This window comes from Streptomyces sp. NPDC003697, assembly GCF_053587115.1.
The window spans coordinates 107,948-125,377 of sequence record NZ_JBSFNN010000001.1 but is presented as its reverse complement, the minus strand read 5'-3'; the positions used below and the strand labels follow the sequence as shown (position 1 = coordinate 125,377).

Annotated in this window: 18 protein-coding genes; 16 read left to right on the top strand and 2 right to left on the bottom strand. The window is 70.0% G+C overall.

The window, feature by feature from the left end:
* Positions 1-11: 11 nt before the first annotated feature.
* The 8 genes from katG to pqqE all read left to right on the top strand — a co-directional run bounded on the left by katG (position 12) and on the right by pqqE (position 8,175).
* The gene (katG, locus tag ACWDNY_RS00540; protein ID WP_451643469.1) at positions 12-2,294 is read left to right on the top strand and encodes a catalase/peroxidase HPI; all 2,283 of its coding nucleotides are present in this window, start codon (positions 12-14) and stop codon (positions 2,292-2,294) included.
* Between the two features lie 421 nt (positions 2,295-2,715).
* Positions 2,716-3,177, top strand: a complete 462-nt coding sequence (locus tag ACWDNY_RS00535; RefSeq protein ID WP_451643468.1) for an MSMEG_3727 family PQQ-associated protein — start codon at positions 2,716-2,718, stop codon at positions 3,175-3,177.
* 13 nt (positions 3,178-3,190) lie between these two features.
* Entirely contained in the window at positions 3,191-4,891 is a 1,701-nt protein-coding gene (locus ACWDNY_RS00530) for a PQQ-dependent dehydrogenase, methanol/ethanol family (protein WP_451643467.1), read from the top strand.
* A 50-nt stretch (positions 4,892-4,941) separates the two neighbouring features.
* Positions 4,942-5,040, top strand: a complete 99-nt coding sequence (gene pqqA / locus ACWDNY_RS00525; protein WP_451643466.1) for a pyrroloquinoline quinone precursor peptide PqqA — start codon at positions 4,942-4,944, stop codon at positions 5,038-5,040.
* Positions 5,041-5,150: 110 nt separating this feature from the next.
* Positions 5,151-6,038 carry a pyrroloquinoline quinone biosynthesis protein PqqB gene (pqqB, locus tag ACWDNY_RS00520; protein ID WP_451643465.1) on the top strand — a complete coding sequence of 296 codons (888 nt, stop codon included), beginning with the start codon at positions 5,151-5,153 and terminating at the stop codon, positions 6,036-6,038.
* 4 nt (positions 6,039-6,042) lie between these two features.
* Positions 6,043-6,741, top strand: coding sequence for a pyrroloquinoline-quinone synthase PqqC (gene pqqC / locus ACWDNY_RS00515; protein ID WP_451643464.1), 699 nt, complete (start codon positions 6,043-6,045; stop codon positions 6,739-6,741).
* A 5-nt stretch (positions 6,742-6,746) separates the two neighbouring features.
* A complete protein-coding gene (pqqD, locus tag ACWDNY_RS00510) occupies positions 6,747-7,076 on the top strand; it encodes a pyrroloquinoline quinone biosynthesis peptide chaperone PqqD (RefSeq protein WP_451643463.1) in 330 nt (109 codons plus the stop codon).
* The gene (gene pqqE / locus ACWDNY_RS00505) at positions 7,069-8,175 is read left to right on the top strand and encodes a pyrroloquinoline quinone biosynthesis protein PqqE (RefSeq protein ID WP_451643462.1); all 1,107 of its coding nucleotides are present in this window, start codon (positions 7,069-7,071) and stop codon (positions 8,173-8,175) included. Before pqqD ends, pqqE begins: the two co-directional genes overlap by 8 nt.
* Positions 8,176-8,204: 29 nt before the next feature.
* On the opposite strand, the gene ACWDNY_RS00500 is transcribed toward pqqE, so the two are convergent.
* Positions 8,205-8,744: a manganese efflux pump MntP gene (locus tag ACWDNY_RS00500; protein ID WP_451643461.1), complete on the bottom strand. Its 540-nt coding sequence runs from the start codon at positions 8,742-8,744 to the stop codon at positions 8,205-8,207.
* 444 nt (positions 8,745-9,188) lie between these two features.
* On the opposite strand from ACWDNY_RS00500, the gene ACWDNY_RS00495 reads away from it, so the two are divergent.
* The 5 genes from ACWDNY_RS00495 (at position 9,189) to ACWDNY_RS00475 (ending at position 13,274) form a co-directional block, all read left to right on the top strand.
* Complete coding sequence (locus ACWDNY_RS00495; protein ID WP_451643460.1) at positions 9,189-9,767, top strand: fasciclin domain-containing protein; 579 nt, start codon at positions 9,189-9,191, stop codon at positions 9,765-9,767.
* Between the two features lie 587 nt (positions 9,768-10,354).
* Complete coding sequence (locus ACWDNY_RS00490) at positions 10,355-10,726, top strand: hypothetical protein (protein WP_451643459.1); 372 nt, start codon at positions 10,355-10,357, stop codon at positions 10,724-10,726.
* Between the two features lie 11 nt (positions 10,727-10,737).
* Complete coding sequence (locus tag ACWDNY_RS00485) at positions 10,738-12,321, top strand: peptidoglycan-binding protein (protein ID WP_451643458.1); 1,584 nt, start codon at positions 10,738-10,740, stop codon at positions 12,319-12,321.
* The gene (locus ACWDNY_RS00480) at positions 12,281-12,814 is read left to right on the top strand and encodes a protease inhibitor I42 family protein (RefSeq protein WP_451643457.1); all 534 of its coding nucleotides are present in this window, start codon (positions 12,281-12,283) and stop codon (positions 12,812-12,814) included. Before ACWDNY_RS00485 ends, ACWDNY_RS00480 begins: the two co-directional genes overlap by 41 nt.
* A gap of 46 nt (positions 12,815-12,860) precedes the next feature.
* The gene (locus tag ACWDNY_RS00475; RefSeq protein ID WP_451643456.1) at positions 12,861-13,274 is read left to right on the top strand and encodes a hypothetical protein; all 414 of its coding nucleotides are present in this window, start codon (positions 12,861-12,863) and stop codon (positions 13,272-13,274) included.
* A 209-nt stretch (positions 13,275-13,483) separates the two neighbouring features.
* On the opposite strand, the gene ACWDNY_RS00470 is transcribed toward ACWDNY_RS00475, so the two are convergent.
* Complete coding sequence (locus ACWDNY_RS00470) at positions 13,484-14,323, bottom strand: MBL fold metallo-hydrolase (RefSeq protein ID WP_451643455.1); 840 nt, start codon at positions 14,321-14,323, stop codon at positions 13,484-13,486.
* Positions 14,324-14,456: 133 nt separating this feature from the next.
* Here ACWDNY_RS00470 and ACWDNY_RS00465 point away from each other — a divergent pair, with 133 nt between their 5' ends.
* From ACWDNY_RS00465 to ACWDNY_RS00455, 3 genes are all read left to right on the top strand, one after another.
* Positions 14,457-14,873 (top strand): winged helix-turn-helix transcriptional regulator, encoded by a 417-nt coding sequence (locus ACWDNY_RS00465; protein ID WP_451643454.1) that lies wholly within the window; start codon positions 14,457-14,459, stop codon positions 14,871-14,873.
* 311 nt (positions 14,874-15,184) lie between these two features.
* Complete coding sequence (locus ACWDNY_RS00460) at positions 15,185-15,763, top strand: TetR/AcrR family transcriptional regulator (RefSeq protein WP_451643530.1); 579 nt, start codon at positions 15,185-15,187, stop codon at positions 15,761-15,763.
* Positions 15,764-15,883: 120 nt separating this feature from the next.
* Positions 15,884-17,062: a GDSL-type esterase/lipase family protein gene (locus tag ACWDNY_RS00455; protein ID WP_451643453.1), complete on the top strand. Its 1,179-nt coding sequence runs from the start codon at positions 15,884-15,886 to the stop codon at positions 17,060-17,062.
* Positions 17,063-17,430 lie beyond the last annotated feature (368 nt).

Here is a 17,430-nt window from a genome sequence, read left to right as displayed (position 1 = left end):
AGGGCGATCCCGTGACTGACAGCCCGGACGCCGTGGTCGGCGAGAGGAACGAGGTGAGCGCGGGCGGCCTCGGCATCTCCTGCCCGGCCGGGCACCGCGGTCACCCGGTCGGCGCTGCGAGCAACCACGACTGGTGGCCGGACCGGCTCGACCTGACGATCCTCCGCAAACACCTCGTCACGTCCGACCCCATGGGCGCGGACTTCGACTACGCCGCGGAGTTCCGGACGCTCGACCTGGACGCCCTGGCACGGGACGTCGACGAGGTGCTGACGACGTCGCAGGAGTGGTGGCCGGCCGACTTCGGCCACTACGGACCGCTTGTGATCCGCATGGTGTGGCACTGCGCCGGGACGTACCGCATCGACGACGGTCGCGGTGGCGCGAGCACCGGCATGCAGCGTTTCGCGCCGCTGAACAGCTGGCCGGACAATCGCAACCTCGACAAGGCGCGCCGGCTGCTCTGGCCGGTGAAGAAGAAGTACGGCCGCAAGATCTCCTGGGCCGACCTGATGATCTTCGCGGGCAACCGGGCCCTGGAGACGATGGGCTTCACGACCTTCGGCTTCGCCGGCGGGCGGCCGGACGTCTGGGAGCCCGACGAGGACGTCTACTGGGGTCCTGAGCGCGCCTGGCTCGGCAACGAACGCTACGGCGGCGTCCGGGAGCTGGACCACCCGCTGGCCGCCGTCCAGATGGGCCTCATCTACGTCAACCCGGAGGGACCGAACACCGTCCCGGACCCGCTCACCGCGGCCCGGGACATCCGCGAGACGTTCCGGCGCATGGGGATGAACGACGAGGAGACCGTGGCGCTGATCGCGGGCGGCCACACGTTCGGCAAGACCCACGGCGCGGCCGCCCCGGACGCCCACCTCGGCCCCGAACCCGAGGGCGCCGCCCTCGAGGAGCAGGGCCTGGGCTGGAAGAGCAGCTACGGCACCGGGACGGGCTCGGACGCCATCTCCAGCGGGCTCGAAGGCACGTGGACACCCACCCCGACGAGGTGGGACAACAGCTTCTTCGAGACCCTGTTCGGCTTCGAGTGGGATCTGGAGCTGAGCCCCGCGGGTCTGTGGCAGTGGATCCCGAGAGACGGCGGCGGGGCCGGCACCGTGCCGGACGCCCACGACGCATCGACGACACACGCCCCGACCATGCTGACCACCGACCTCGCGCTGCGGCTGGACCCGGTCTACGAGCCGGTCTCACGGCGCTTCCTGGAGAATCCGGACCAGCTCGCGGACGCGTTCGCCCGCGCCTGGTTCAAGCTGACGCACCTCGACATGGGTCCGGTCCAGCGCTACCTCGGACCGCTGGTCCCCCGGGAGACGCTGCGCTGGCAGGACCCGGTCCCCGCCGTGGACCACGAGTTGGTCGGGGCGGCGGACATCGCCGCGCTCAAGAGCCGGATCCTCGCCTCCGGGCTGCCGGTCTCCCAGCTCGTCTCGACCGCGTGGGCGTCGGCCTCGACGTTCCGCGTCAGCGACAGGCGCGGCGGGGCGAACGGCGCGCGCATCCGCCTCGAGCCGCAGCGGGGCTGGGAGGTCAACGGCCCCGTCACGCTGGCACAGGTGCTGCGCACCCTGGAGCAGATCCAGACGTCCTTCAACAACTCCCGGACCGAAGGCAAGAAGATCTCGCTGGCCGACCTCATCGTGCTCGGCGGGGCCGCCGCGGTCGAGCAGGCCGCCAGGACCGCCGGCTGCGACGTCCAGGTCCCCTTCGCTCCGGGACGCACGGACGCCACGCAGGAGTGGACCGACCCGGGGTCCTTCGCCCCGCTCGAGCCGACAGCGGACGGGTTCCGCAACTACCACCGCGGCAAGGGCGACCGGCTGCGCCCGGAGCACCTGCTGGTCGACCGCGCCAACCGACTGAACCTGACCGTGCCCGAGATGACGGTCCTGGTGGGGGGCCTGCGGGTGCTCGGCGCCAACTACCAGCAGTCGCCGCTGGGCGTCTTCACCTCGGCGCCCGGGTCGCTGACCAACGACTTCTTCGTGAATCTGCTCGACATGGGCACGGAATGGGTGCCGACATCCGCGGACGCCGAGACCTTCGAGGGCCGCGACCGCGCCACCGGCGAGGTCAAGTGGACCGGTAGCCGTGTCGACCTCGTCTTCGGCTCGAACTCCGAGTTGCGTGCGGTCGCGGAGGTCTATGCGAGCGACGACGCACGGGAGAAGTTCGTGCAGGACTTCGTCGCCGCGTGGGACAAGGTCATGAACCTCGACCGGTACGACCTCGCCCGGTCGTCCGTCGGGGCCCGGATGCCGGGACAGGCGTCGTGACCGGCCAGCCGTGGTCGACCGGCGACGACCGACCGGATCTGCTGCCGGCCCCGGCGCCACGCGGTGCGGTGCAGCCCGGCTCCCCCCAACGGCGGCACATCGGGTACGAACGGTGCCTGATCGCGGACGAACGGCATGAGCGGACCCGAACCGGCGCTCACCCTTGTCGGTGTGATTCATCCGGCGTAGCGTGCTTATCGAGTGCCGATTCGGCACCCTTTTTCGGGGTGATTCCCCCGGCGTAGCGCGAGTCCTTGACCATTGATGCAGCCGGGCAATCGGCGTCGTAAAAAACAATATCGAGGTCAATTCGGAGAACATTCTCGCCGGGCACATGCGTGTAACCGGCTGCGAGGTGCCGCCGTCAGCGCGACCGATGTGAAACGGACACATGGTTTCGGGACGAGGAGAGTGAGGCCCGATGACGACTGCGCAGGAGCGATCCGACCTGCTGGACAAAGTCGGGTTGAACGTACAGAACAAAGCGACGCTGGGTCAGGTGCTGGGAATCGGGAGCATCGGGCAGGCCACCGAGAAGCCGGATGGCCGCATGCAGGCCACCATTCGCATCAACCCGGACGAGCTGACCTGGGATCCATCAATACTTGTCATGCCTCATGGAGGCGATATCGATCTCGAGATCGTCAACGACGACCTGAACACGCACTGCGCGCTCCTGCCGAGCAATGGTGACCGGAAGTTCATCTGGTTGGTGAACCATTCGCGAGGACGGGCGACCCTCAACCTCGACGGGCCGGGCTACTACTGGTTCAGCTCGCCCACGGGCAACGACGAGGGCCGGGGGCTGACCGGGGCCATCGTCGTCCTGGGGGACGCTCCGCCAGAGGCCCGCCTCGACCGTCCCGAACAGCCGCGGCCGTAGAAAGGAGGAGACGATGACCGTCGCATACGTGGACGCGGGTGAGGCTGTCGACCAGGGAACCCTGAACTACAGGACCCCCGGGGAAGAGGTCGCGCCGCCGGTGGTGGCCGACATCAACTACGAACGCATACTCAATGCGCGCGAGGAACCCCAGAACTGGCTCACCTACTACGGCGCCTACAACGGGCAGCGGTACAGCCCGCTGGACCAGATCAACACGGAGAACGTCAAGCGCATCGGCCCCGCATGGGTGTTCCAGGCCGGCACGACCGGCCTGATCGCCGGCGCGTCGACCTACTCGTTCGAGGCCGCCCCGATCGTCGTCGACGGGGTCATGTTCCTCTCCGGCTGGGACGGCTGGGTCTGGGCCCTGGACGCGAAGACGGGTGTGGAGATCTGGCGGTACAAGCATGCGGTCCCCTTCGACGTGTCCCTGTGCTGCGGGAACGTGAACCGCGGGGTCGCCGTGGCCCGGGGGAAGGTCTTCTTCGTCACGGCGAATGCCCGTGTGCTCGCGCTCGACGCCACCAACGGCAAGCGTGTCTGGGACCGGACCTACGGAGACGTCCGGGCCGGGGAGAGCGCCACGCTCGCTCCGCTGGTCGTGAAGAACATGGTCATCGTCGGGAGTTCCGGCGGCGAGTTCGGCGTACGCGGCCACCTCGACGCGTTCGACCTCGAGACCGGCGAGCACCAGTGGCGCTGCTACACGGTGCCGAAGCCGGGGGAGCCCGGCTCGGAGACCTGGCCCGCCGCCGGCGAGGCCTGGGCACGGGGCGGGGCGAACTGCTGGGTCACCGGCACCTTCGATCCGGAGACGAACCTGCTGTACGTCGGCACCGGCAACCCGGCGCCCGACTTCGACGGAGCCGTCCGCGAGGGCGACAACCTCTTCACCGACAGCATCATCGCCGTCGATGTGGACAGCGGTCAGATCCGCTGGCACTACCAGTGCACCCCGCACGACGTGTGGGACTACGACAGCATTGCCGAGTGCATCCTGTTCGAGCAGGACGGGCGCAAACTGCTCGGGCACTTCGACAAGAACGGCTACTTCTTCGTCCTCGATCGCACGAACGGCGAGAGGGTGCAGATCACCCCGTTCGTGGACCGCATCACGTGGGGGGCGATCACGAGGGACGGCCGGGTGACGGCCAAGGTGTACCCGGACGAGGAGGGAGTACCGGTCCACTTCTACCCCGGTCCGGCCGGCGCCAAGGAATGGACCCATGCGGCCTACAGCCCGAAGACCGGGCTCTTCTACGTCCCGGTCCAGGACACCGGCGCCACGGCCACCCGGCGGCGCAGGGAGTTCAAGGAGAGCATCCCGTACTGGGGCGCGGGTGTTCAGGTGGACATCGACGACATGGCGGGGGCCATCAGCGCGTTCGACGCCACCGGCGAGGAGAAGTGGCGCTGGCGAAACGAGCTCCCGATGTGCGCGTCGGTGCTGGCCACCGGCGGTGACCTGGTGTTCGCCGGCGAACCCTCCGGGGAGTTCGACGCGTTCGACGCCCGCACCGGGGAGATGCTGTGGCAGTTCCAGTGCGGCAGCGGCCACCACAGCAGCCCGACCACCTACATGGTCGACGGCAGGCAGTACATCGCCGTGCCGGTCGGCTGGGGCGGCTGGGCCGAGGGGTTCCTCCCCGGCATGCTCGGCGCGGGGCACGGAAGCGCCCTGATCGCCTTCGCCCTCCCGGAACCGTCGTGACATCGCGTGACCCGAAGCCTGCCCCGATCCGCACGGAGAGGAGGTGAACCATGGAGTCTGAGCTCGCTGTGTGGGAGACGCCCGAGTTCGTCGAGATCACAGTCGCGGCCGAAGTGACCATGTACCTCGACCGGTTGGAGGAGGAGTAGCGGACGTGGGCGGGGCGCCGGACCCGGTCCGGCGCCCTCCGGCGGCTCGGGACGGTGACAGACGGCCGGGTCGGCGACGGACCCGAATCCTCGCTGAACGGAGTACCGGAGTGTTCCTGCGAGTGCTGGGTTCGGCGGCAGGGGGCGGCTCCCCCCAGTGGAACTGCGGCTGCCCGGTGTGCGCCGCGGTCCGCTCCCGGGCCGGTCCCGCGCGCACCCAGTCGTCGGTCGCGGTCAGCGCCGACCGCCGCCGGTGGTTCCTCATCAACGCCTCGCCCGACGTCCGCACCCAGATCGAGGCCTTCTCCGGCCTGCACCCGCACGACGACCGGACGACGCCGCTGGAGGCGGTGCTGCTCACCGATGCCGAGCTGGACCACACGCTGGGCCTGCTTCTGTTGCGCGAGACCCGCGCCCTGCGGCTGTACGCCACGCCGGCGGTGCACAGGACCCTGTGCGACGGCTCGGGCATCCTGCGCACCCTCGAGTGCTACTGCCCGGTCGAGTGGCGGGCGGTGACCCCTGGCGCCGAACTCGCCCTGGCGGACGGGCTGTCCTGCCGGGCGTTCGATGTGCCCACCACCAAGCGCGATCGGTTCGGAGCCGGTACGGACCACGGCCGCGTCGTGGGCTACCGGCTCACCGACGAGCGCAGCAGGAGGACGCTGGTGTATCTGCCAGGGGTGCAAGCGCTGACGCCGGCGCTGCGCGTGGAGATCGAGGGCTGCGCATGCCTGCTCATCGACGGGACCTGCTGGCGCGACGACGAGCTCGTACGGCTCGGCCTGGCCGGCAGGACGTCCCGGGAGATGGGCCACCTGCCCATCGACGGTCCGCACGGCAGCCTGGAGCAGCTCCCGTCGCTCGGCGTGGGACGGACGGTCTTCGTGCACATGAACAACACCAACCCGATCCTCCTGGAGGACACACCCGAGCGGCGTACCGTGGAGGAGAGCGGCATGGAAGTGGCCGTGGACGGCCTCGAGGTCCAGGTGTAGAGCCGTGACGACAACGACCACGACAACCGGCGCCGACGGCTTCGTCGAGACGTTGCGGGCCCACTCGCGGCGGTACCACGACCAGCACCCGTTCCACGTCCGGATGAACGCCGGCCGGCTGAGCCGCCGCCAGGTCCGCGGCTGGGTGGCCAACCGCTTCTACTACCAGGAGAACATCCCCCGCAAGGACGCCGCGATCCTGTCCAACTGCCCCGACCCGGAGGTCCGCCGCCGCTGGATCCGGCGGATCGTCGACCACGACGGCCGCACCACCGGCGAGGGCGGCATCGAGGCGTGGCTGCGCCTCGGCGAGGCCGCGGGGCTGACCCGCGAGGAGGTCCTGGACCACCGGCACCTGGTACCCGGGGTGCGGTTCGCCGTGGACGCCTACGTGCACTTCGCCCGGACCCGTCCGTGGGTGGAGGCGGTGGCGTCCTCGCTGACCGAGCTGTTCGCGCCCGACCTGATGGCGGCGCGGCTGGCCGCGTTCGAGCGGTGGTACCCGTGGATCGACCCCGAGGGCCTCGCCTACTTCCGCGCCCGACTGGAGCAGGCCCCCCGCGACTGTGAGCACGCCCTCGAGGTGGTCACCGAGCGCTGCCTCTCCGCCGAGTCCCAGGCGCGCGCCATCGACGCGCTGTCGTTCAAGTGCGACGTCCTGTGGAGCCTGATGGACGCCGTCGACCAGGCCTACCCGGAGTGAACATCATGGACCCGACCCCTGCCGGGACGACCCGGACCAGCACCAGGACCCGACCCGGCGTCGAGGTGTCCGGCTCGGGCCGACCCCGGTTGGCGCGCCATGTGAGGCTGACCTTCTGCCGGACCAGGCAGCGCCGGATCCTGCTGCACCCCGAGACGGTGGTGGTTCTCAACGACACCGGCGCGGCCGTCCTCGAGCTGTGCGACGGGCGGCACACCGTGGCCGAGATCGTGACCGAGCTGGGCGCCCGCTACCGGACGGTTCCCGAGGACGAGGTGCGGCAGTTCCTGTCCCGGCTCGTCGCCCGGCGCTGGGTGGAGCTCGACGATGGATAGCCCGTTCGGACTGCTCGCCGAGCTCACCTATCGCTGCCCGCTGTCCTGCGCGTACTGCTCCAACCCGCTGAACATGGCCGACTACCGGGACGAGCTGGCCACCGACGAGTGGCGGCGGGTACTGGTCGAGGCCGGCGACCTGGGAGTCCTGCAGTGCCACCTGTCCGGTGGGGAACCGCTGCTGCGGCGCGACCTGGTGGAGATCGTGGCCCACGCCCACGACCTGGGCCTCTACACCAACCTCGTGACCAGCGCCCTCGGACTCTCGCGTCCGAGAGCCGAACAGCTGCGGGCTGCCGGCCTGGACCATGTGCAGATCAGCATCCAGGCCGACGAGTCGGCCGCGTCCGACCGGATCGCCGGGACCCCGTCCTTCCAACGCAAGATCGAGGCGATGGGCGTGGTCAAGGAACTGGGCTGGCCGCTCACCATGAACGTGGTGCTGCATCGGTACAACATCGACCGTGTCGCCGACATACTCGGGCTGGCCGAGAAGGTGGGTGCCGACCGGGTGGAGCTGGCCAACACCCAGTACTACGGCTGGGCCTGGCGGAACCGTGACGCGCTGCTGCCGAGCCGGGCCCAGCTCGAGGCGGCCGAGGCCGTCGTGCGGGCCGCCCGCGAGCGGTTGCCGGACAGCATGGACATCATCTATGTCATCCCCGACTACTACAGCCGCTACCCGAAGCCCTGCATGGGAGGCTGGGGCTCCCGGCAGCTGACCGTGACGCCGAACGGCGACGTCCTGCCCTGCCCTGCCGCCCAGTCCCTGCCCTTGCCGCGGGCCAGCGTGCGGGAGGACCCGCTGGCGTGGATCTGGGCCGAGTCCCCGGTGATGACCGCGTTCCGGGGAACCGACTGGATGCCGGAGCCCTGCCGGAGCTGCCCCCGGCGGGAGCTCGACTTCGGGGGGTGCCGCTGCCAGGCGTTCCTGCTCACCGGCGACGCCGCCCGCACCGACCCGGTCTGCTACCTGTCGCCCGACCACGAGCTGGTCGCCCGGGTGGTCGAGGCCGCCAACGCCGGCTCGCGGGCCGACGGGCCTCCGCTGGTCCCACGCCCGCACCGACCCGGTCTGCCCGCCGGCCGGCCGGACTGAGCCCGCTCCCGGGGCCGAGTGAGCGGGCGTCAGCCGCCGAACCACAACGGCAGCGCCGCAGCGGCGATGATCAAGGTGACCCCGCTCAGCAGGTCCGAGCGGATCCGGACGAGACGCGCCGCGGCCCGCCCGAGCTGCAGCCCGACCAGCGACAACGCTGCTGTCATGACGCCGAAGAGGGCGGCCGAGAACCACGGCGAGACCCCAAGGAGCCCCAGGCTCGCCCCGGCGAACAAGTTGTCCAGGCTCAGCGTCAACGGAATGCCGAACAACGCCCACGGATGGTACAACTCATCCGGCTCGGGGTTCCGAAGAGCCGAGATGACAAGGTAGAGACCGTAGCCGCCGAGCGCGGCCGCGCCCACCAGATCGGCGACGTCCCCGACGGACTCCCCGATCCGGTGTCCGATCAGCATCCCGGCCAGGGGCATGATCGCGTCCCATAGGCCGAAGGTCAGTGCGACCTGCACCGCGCGCTTCAGACCGAATGGAACGGTGCCGAGCGCGATCGACACCCGGAAATTGTCGAGACTCAGTACACATCCCAGGACCAGGATTTCCCAGATCATGAGGACGCCGCTGCCCGATGACGACCGACGTCGACAGAATCTCTGCCTCGGCTGGTATGCACCATTCTTCCATGCTATCCCAGCTGGTTTGCGAGAAAAGTCGACAAGCTGATTCCCGGCCGTACCACCAACGTGTTCCTCGTGCAGAGGGGACGAACCGGTGAAAGCCTGGCCGGGTCACGCCCCTACACCCCAGCGCCCCCGCGCCGGGACAGGCGCCGTGTGTACTGCCTGAAACTCCACACGTCAGGACGTCTTCGGGCAGCCCGGTCAGTCCGGTAGCTCTGCTTCAAGATGCAGTCACCGACATGGGCCGGATATTCTGGTGATCGGGTTGGGCGGTGAAAGGGGCCCGCGTCGGGCGTGCCCCGGGTTTCAGTGGAGACGCCCCATTCCGCCACGCAGACTCGTGCAGCGTTCACGCCTCAAGGAGGAAGACTCGCTATGAGGTTCACTGCTACACGTACAGCGAAAGCAGCCACGGCAACTGCACTCGCAATTCCCCTCGCGCTCGGCGGCCTGGTGTCCCAAGGCCACGCCGAGTCTCCGTCCCCCAGCTCGTCGGGCCCATTCGGCCCGGCCTGTTCGACGCTCAACCAGAAGGCCGACACGTCGAAGGACAAGGTCACGGAAGCAGCGGCCGCGTATCCGCAACTCAGCCAGCTCGTTTCCGCCGTGGTCAGGGCGAAGCTGAACGGCACCCTCGACGGAAAGTCCGACATCACCGTCTTCGCGCCCAACAACCAGGCCTTCCAGAAGGTCACCGTGTCGCAGCTCAACTCGCTGCTGGGAAACGAGGCTGAGCTCAAGAAGGTGCTGACCTACCACGTCGTGGACAAGCAGGTCACGCCGAACGAGCTTTCCGACGGTTCCTTCAAGACCGTGGAGGGCGGAAAGCTGACCACGTCGGGGTCGGGTACGAACTTCAAGGTCAACGGGAAAGCGAACATCGTCTGCGGCAACATCAAGGTCGCGAACGCCACCATTTACGTCATCGACGCTGTGCTCATGCCACCGTCCTGACACACGCTTTACGGGCGATGGCATGACGTAAAGGCTCAGAGAATTCCCCGGCCACGGTCATCACCGCCCTGAACTGACTTGAGGGCCCGTCAGCTCTGCCGACGGGCCCTCAAGCCGGTTCGGGGTCGGTCCGAGGCTGCGCGCCAGGCCGCTTCGCGCACCGACCCTGCGCCCGGCGGGCCGCGACGGTCACACCTGGATCACCGGCGGCACCTGGACGCTGCCCGCGGGCAGCCGCATCAGGATCGGTCTGGGCGCGATGGGCGGTGCGGGTGCGACGGCGCAGTTCGACTACGTCCGCATCCAGCGCCCCTGACACCGTTCGAAAGCTCCCGCATTTCAGCAATCTGTGCCTCACCGGTTTGGTTGCGGTGAGGCAACCAGGTTGTCTGAGGGCAAGGGTGACGGCAACATCAGCGGGCGGCGGCTGGGCGTCGGGGCCGTTGCCCGTTGAACCGAGCGCTCAGGCATGTCACGGACCGGGTCATGTGAAGAAGGTATGTATGACGAACGAAGCGTGATCGTCCTCTTCACGCTGCGTGTTAGCCTGCCCGCGGCCGCGATCACATGCGTACGGGGGAGGCACGGTGGGCTCGGACGGCTACCAGGTCAAGGCAGGCATGACCGGGCAGGCCCGGCAACTCGACGACGCCGGCACGGACATGGACGCCGTCGGCTCGGCCGTCAAGTCACGCAGGAGCTACTCGTACGCCGACGTCGGCGGCGACGACGCCGCGTCGGCGCTGAACGCGTTCGTCAAGGCCTGGGAGGCGGAGGCCAGGACGCTGGCGTCGGCGCTGCACGAGCTGGGCGGCAAGGTGCAGTTGGCCCAGAAGACCTACCACGGCACCGACGGCGGGGTGAAGAAGCACGCGGACCGCGTCCACGTCGGCGGCACGAGCGGCCTCACCGGCACATCGACGCAGGGCGGGCGCACCTCGGTCCTGTCGAGCTACTGAGGAACGGGCCGGTGTCCTTCCTTTCCTCGCCCCTCGACTCCGCTTCGTTACGCCTTGCGTGGCTCGCCGGGCTGTCCAAGAAGATGCTCGGTGCCGGGAGCAAGAACGAACTCCTCGACCTGATCGACGACGCCCTCTCGGTGCCCGAACCGGGCGGCGACCCAGCCGTGCTGGAGGGCCTGGCGGGGCTGTACCGCGGCCAGACCGACCAGGTCGGCAGCGTCTTCGACCAGGTCGACCGGGTGGGCCGCAAGGGTCTTCCGGAGGTGTGGGTCGGCGACACGAGCGTCCTCGCCTCCGATGTGGTGAACGCCGCCGGACGGTCCGTGACCCAGATGAGCGAGGCGTTCCAGGGCTGCGCGACGGTGCTGCTGACGTTGGCCGACGCGATCGGCACCGCGCAGCGCAAGGACGAGCAGGGCCGCGGACAGTTGCTGGAGCAGAAGAAGACGCTCGGCGGCAGGGACGGTTTCTTCGACGACCTGTACGAGAACGACGAGGAGGAGTGGGACCGCAAGAACGCCGCCCACCTCGGCTCGTACGCGGTCGACCTGATGCACGCCGCCGTGGCCGACGCGCAGGAGGCCACCCGCGTCGCGGCCCGGGACCTGAACAAGTGGGCCGCCGAGGCACGGGCCGGGAAGATGGAGACGAGCGAACTCACCGCCGTCGACAAGCTGATGCTCGCCGACACCGGCGTCGCCGGCGCCGACCCCGAGCTGAACGAGATCCTCACGGCGGGCGACCTGGCGCGCGCCTCGACGCGTATGGACCTGCTCAGCCTCGACGACGAGACGGCCATGGAGCGGATGCTGGCGAAGTCGGACAGTCCGCAGGAGCGGGCCTACCTGATGAAGGCCCTGGCCGCGGGCCACAGCGTCGCCGAGATCAGGACGTTCCAGGACAAGATCCACGGAAAGGACCCCGACTGGCTGCGTCGGCACCTCACTCCGGTGGTCACCGACGCGGACAGCATGGACGACGAAGGCTTGGCACCGGACGGCTCGAACAACAACAAGGACTACGTCACGTTCGACGGCCAGCGGTGGGTCCAGGGCGGCGACGGCTCCGAGGGCACCTGCGTGGCCTCGTCCACCGTGACGTCCCGTGCCATGGTCGACCCCCTTTACGCGCTCGACCTCACCGGTGGCCCGGACGGGCAGCAGGACGACCCGGACGCCTTCAGACAGCGCCTGGTGGCCGAGCAGCACCGGCTGCACACCGAAGGCGACGGCGGCGAGAACTGGGGCGGCATGGGGCCCGAGGGGCAGGAACGGATCAACGACACCACCGTCGGCAGTGCCACCGGCAGCGACTACGAGCGCCAGGACTTGAGCAATGCCGCCGACCGCAGGGCGGTCCTCACCGAGGTCGAGAAGTCGGTGGCGCAGGGGCATCCGGTACCGGTTGACGTCTCGGGCAAGGAGGGCGCCCACGCGATGACCATCATCGCGCAGGAGGGTGACAAGCTCCAGGTGTACAACCCTTGGGGCTCGACCACCTGGGTCAGCGAGGACGACTTCATCAACGGCCGAATGGGCAAGGCTTCCGACAGTGAACTCCCCAACGCGTACAGCGTCTATCTTCCGCGGTAGCGGAGGCGGTGCCGCGATCGCGGCGGCCGCGCTCCTCGCCCTCGCCACGGGCTGCGGCTCGGGCACCGGCGAACCGGCCGATGACTCCACGAGCCGCCTGACGAGCCACCCGGTGGAGGACACCAGCATCACCGCCCGGCCGGGCGAGCGCTTCACGCTCACCGTCGAGCAGAACGCCTCCACCCGCGAGTACTGGTACCTGGTCGGCCCCGAGCCCGACAGTTCGGTGCTCGTCAGCCGCGGCCGGCACTACGCGTCGGACTCCGGCGACGAGCCGATGCCCGGCGCCGGGAGCCGGCTCACCTTCACCTTCGAGGCCAAGGGCAGGGGGAGCACCCGGTTCACGCTGCTGCACTGCACGTTCACCACCTGCCAGGGCAACACCTCCACCCGGCCGCCCGAGACGACCGGAGCCTCCGCCACCCCGACCACGGGTGCGGCCACCCCCGCCCAGACCCCCGAGCGCATCACCTACACCGTCACCGTCGACTGAGCCGCAGCGGACCAGTCGCATCGGACGAGACACCCGAGGCCCCGCCATGAACGACGACGCCCCGTACCCACCGGACCGCACCGACGACGAGCTGGCCCGGCTCGACGTCACCGTCCTGCTGCGCTACGGCCTCACCGCCGGACCCGGCGGCCGGCGCACCGCCCTGTTCGGCGACGGCGCAGCGGCCGCAGCCGTCATCCTCGACCGCCTCGGCACCGAGCCGCGCTCGGTCGCCTTCCTCGCCGACACCGTGCGCGCCGGCGGACTCGCCCGCGCCGCGGAGCTGCCCGAGCCCCTGCCCCGCCGGGAGGCGGCCGTCCTCGTACGGGAGTGGTTGCGGGCCGGCGCCGAACTCGCGGGCGGGATCCCCGCCGACGACACCGCGGCCACCTGGCTGCGCGCCGTCGCCACCATCATCGAACTGAAGCAGCTGACCCGGGCGCGGGACCGCCGTACATGATCCGGGTGGCCGGTCCGAGCACGGCGGCAGGTGTGCGGCCGGCCGGCGGCTGCCTCGGGCATCCCCCTGGAATCGCGGTCGCACTCAAGTGGTCAAGTGGTCAAGGGCAGTTCAATGACAGGCCCAGTGACGCCGGCCGGTTCAGCGGCCGGATCGTCGGAGTGCGGTTCACTTCCGGGGCGTCAGCCCATGTACTGCGATCGCTGTCTTCACGAGCGCGACGGCGGGCGCCGAAGCGGCCCGGGTCGGTGCGGCCCTGTCTCCGCAGGCCGGCCTTCTGGGGCGGCGAAGCGGGCAAACTCCCACGGGTCGTGAGCGCTGAAGACGGTGACCTCACCCCCGCGGTCGCGGCGCAGGCCGCGCAGTCGATCGCGGGTCACGAGGCGAGCCGCGACATCGACCTGTGCTCCCCGCTGGACCGGCTCGAGGACGGGGTGGGAAAGGGGCGGAGTGTGCTCGATCTCGCCGTGATACATGTACGCGTCGCCCGCGTGCAACAGCCACCGCCCGCTTCCGTCGCGCACGGCGACACCCGCGTGTCCCGCCGAGTGGCCGGGCAGCGGCACCAGCAGCAGCTCGACCGCCAGGCCCCGCGGCCGCGCCACGCCCGGGAAGCCGAACCACTCCATGCCCTCCTCCACGGGGGCGGGTGCCAGCAGCGGGTTGTGCGCCCGGTGTGCCGGCATGAAGCGGTCGAGGCTATGCCGGTGGTGCGCTGCCGCCGGGTCGGTGACGGCCCGGTACTCGTCCGGGTGCACATGCACCCGAGCATGAGGGAAGTCCGGCAGCCCCCCGGTGTGGTCGCGATGCAGGTGGGTGAGCACGATGTGCCGCACGTCCCGGGGCGCGTACCCGAGACGGACCACCTGGCGCAGCGCGCTCTGCCCGGGGTCCAGTACGGGCTGAGCGTAGGCCACCCAGCCCGCACCCAGCGAGCGGTCAGGACTCCGTAAGTCCGTGGTGCCGAGGCCGGTATCCACCAGGACCAGCCCGTCCGAGTCCGTCTCGATGAGCAGGCAATGACAGACAGTGGCCAGTTCGCGGTTCACGACGCCGGCCGTGGGTTCTTCCCGGAGCGGTGGAATCTTCCGCAGAGAGCCGCAGTTGAGATGGTGGATACGCACAACGCCTCCTGGAGGCAAGTCGGCGGGCTGTTCGCGACGGACGTTAGGAGGCCCCTTCGTGACTCACCAAACGGTTGGACACACACCGGCGAACAACCAGGGCGACCCGCTGGCGGACTGTCCGGACAGCGCCCTTGTTCCACCAGGCCCCGAACCGCGATGCCCTGTCGACATCACCCTCGCCACGCTGAGCGGCCGATGGACGCCGCTGGTACTCCGCGAGTTTCTACGGCGCGGCCAGGCCACATACTCCGAGCTGTCCGCCGCCCTGCCCACGCTCTCGGACAAGGTCCTCTCGGACCGGCTGGCCCAATTGACCCGTGCGGGCGTCATCGAGCGCCACCGCACTCCCGGCTGGCCTCCCCGCGTCCGCTACGTTCTGACCAGTCAGGGCCGGGCGCTGGAGTCAGTGGCGCAGAGCATGTGGGAGTGGGGCACGGCGCAAAGGCGCCAGCTGCCGTCGGACCAGCGGTAGGCCTCCACAGCACCCGGATCGGCTTCCGCCAGGTCGAGTACGGCCCGGGCGGGACGGCCGACCTTCGTCACGGAACACGCTCGCCCCTCGCTCCTCGCTCTCCTCGCACGGTTCAACATGTCACGAGCTCAGCGCCGCCGGCGGCACGCTGTGGACCTCGAGGGGCGAGGTGGATCTGCAACGCACGGCCGCGGTGGCGCCACCGCGGATCTCCCAACCGGACGCGCGGCAGAGGAGCGGCAGACGAAGCCGCGGTTGCCAAAAGGCTTTAGGCAAATACGCTATTGTTGTCGCTGGACAGGGGGATGATTATGGCAAGAGCGGGGCTGACTCCCGAGCGGCTGACCGTGGCGGGAGCGGAACTGGCCGACGAGGTCGGGTTCGACCAGGTGACCGTCTCGGAGCTCGCCCGGCGGTGCGACGTCAAGGTCGCGAGTCTGTACTCGCACCTGAAGAACTCCCAGGAACTCAAGACGAGGATCGCCCTGTTCGCCCTGGAGGAACTCGCCGACCGGGTCGCCGATGCCCTGGCCGGTCGGGCGGGCAAGGACGCCTTGGCCGCCTTCGCGGACGCCTACCGGGACTACGCCCGGGAGCACCCCGGCCGCTACGCCGCCGCACGGCTCCGGCTGGATCCCGAGACGGCGGCCGCCAGTGCCGGGGTCCGGCACGCACAGATGACGCGGGCGATCCTGCGCGGCTACGACCTGACGGAGCCGGACCAGACGCACGCGGTCCGGATGCTGGGCAGCGTCTTCCACGGCTACGTCAGCCTGGAACTGGCCGGAGGCTTCGAGCACAGCGCCCCCGACGCGCAGGAATCCTGGGACTGGATCGTGGACTCCCTCGACGCCCTGCTGCGGAACCTGGGCACGCCGCGACCAGGGTGAGGGCCGTGCCCTGACCGACGAGGGCCGGGCCTGACCAGGTGAGGGCCGGCCTGGGCGGTCCGACGCGTCGCGCACCGGCGCACCTGAACAACCCGGCACTTCGATCAACAGGTTGAGGCGATGAGCACCGAAAGCGACTGGATCACCACACCTGTCACCGTGGATATGCTGCGCGGCTTCCTCGATGTGGAAGCGACCGCGCACGGTCTGCTGCCACATCGGCTGCCCTCCCGGGCGCGCCGGCAGATCCCCGACGACCAACTGGCCCTGGCCGAGGCCCAGCCCTCCGGCGTGCGACTGGTCTTCCGCACCCGGGCCACCGTCGTCGAACTGGTCACGCTGCCCACCAAGCGGGTCTACCGAGGGTTCCCGGCCCCGCCGGACGGCGTGTACGACCTCCTGGTCGACGGCCGTCTCGCGGCCCAGGCCACGGTGCCCGGCGGCAACGTGCGCACGATCACCGACATGGTCACCCAGTCCTCCGAACTGTCGGAGGGCCCTGCCGGCACCGCCCGGTTCACCGATCTGCCCGCGGGCGACAAGGACGTCGAGATCTGGCTGCCCCATGCGGAGATCACCGAGTTGATCGCCCTGCGCACCGACGCCCCTGTCGAGCACGCGCCCGACAGCGGGCGCAGGGTGTGGCTGCACCACGGCAGTTCGATCAGCCACGGCTCGAACGCCGCGCATCCCACCGCCATCTGGCCGGCTCTGGCCGCCGCCCGGGGCGGAGTGGAGCTGATCAATCTGGGGTTCAGCGGCAGCGCGCTGCTGGATCCGTTCACCGCCCGTGCGATGCGGGACACACCCGCCGACCTGATCAGCGTCAAGGTCGGCATCAACGTCGTCAACGCCGACGTCATGCGCCTGCGTGCGTTCACCCCCGCGGTCCACGGCTTCCTCGACACCCTCCGCGAGGGGCATCCGACCACGCCGCTGCTGGTCGTGTCCCCCATCCTGTGCCCGGTGCAGGAGGACACCCCCGGCCCGCTCGCGCCCGACGTCGACGGCGGAACGTTGCGGTTCAGGGCGACGGGCGATCCGGCCGAAGTGGCCGGCGGGCGCCTGACGCTCAACGTCATCCGTGACGAGCTCGCCCGGATCGTCGAGCAGCGGGCGGCCGACGACCCGAACCTGCACTACCTGGACGGCCGTGACCTCTACGGCGAGAAGGACTACGCCGAAATCCCGCTGCCCGACGAAATCCACCCGGATCAGGCGGGACACCGCCGCATCGGCGAGAACTTCGGGCGGCTCGCGTTCGGCGAGGGCGGCCCCTTCGCCACCGCGAGCGGCTGACCAGGACTGCGGCACCCGGTCCGCCCGGACCGCACAGTCGGCTGAACGGCACAGCGCCCCGGTGCCCTTCGCGGCGCCCGGCCGACGCGCCCCGAACGGCCTCGTGGACAGGGACGTCGGGCCCCACCGCCGGAGCCGTTCGGCACCCGGCGCCGCACGGCGCACGGCGCACGTCACGGGAGTAGGGGGCGTCGAGAAAGACAGGCTCTGGACATGCCGTAAGGGGTCGGCACCATGGCCGTGCACGAGCACTCCCACCGCAGCCCCGGCCTCCGTCTGTCGTTCCGCAGCGACCGCACCGGCTCCGCGCTCGCCGCGTCGGCAGGCATGGACCCGCACACCGCGCGGGCCCGCGCCCTCGCGACCCT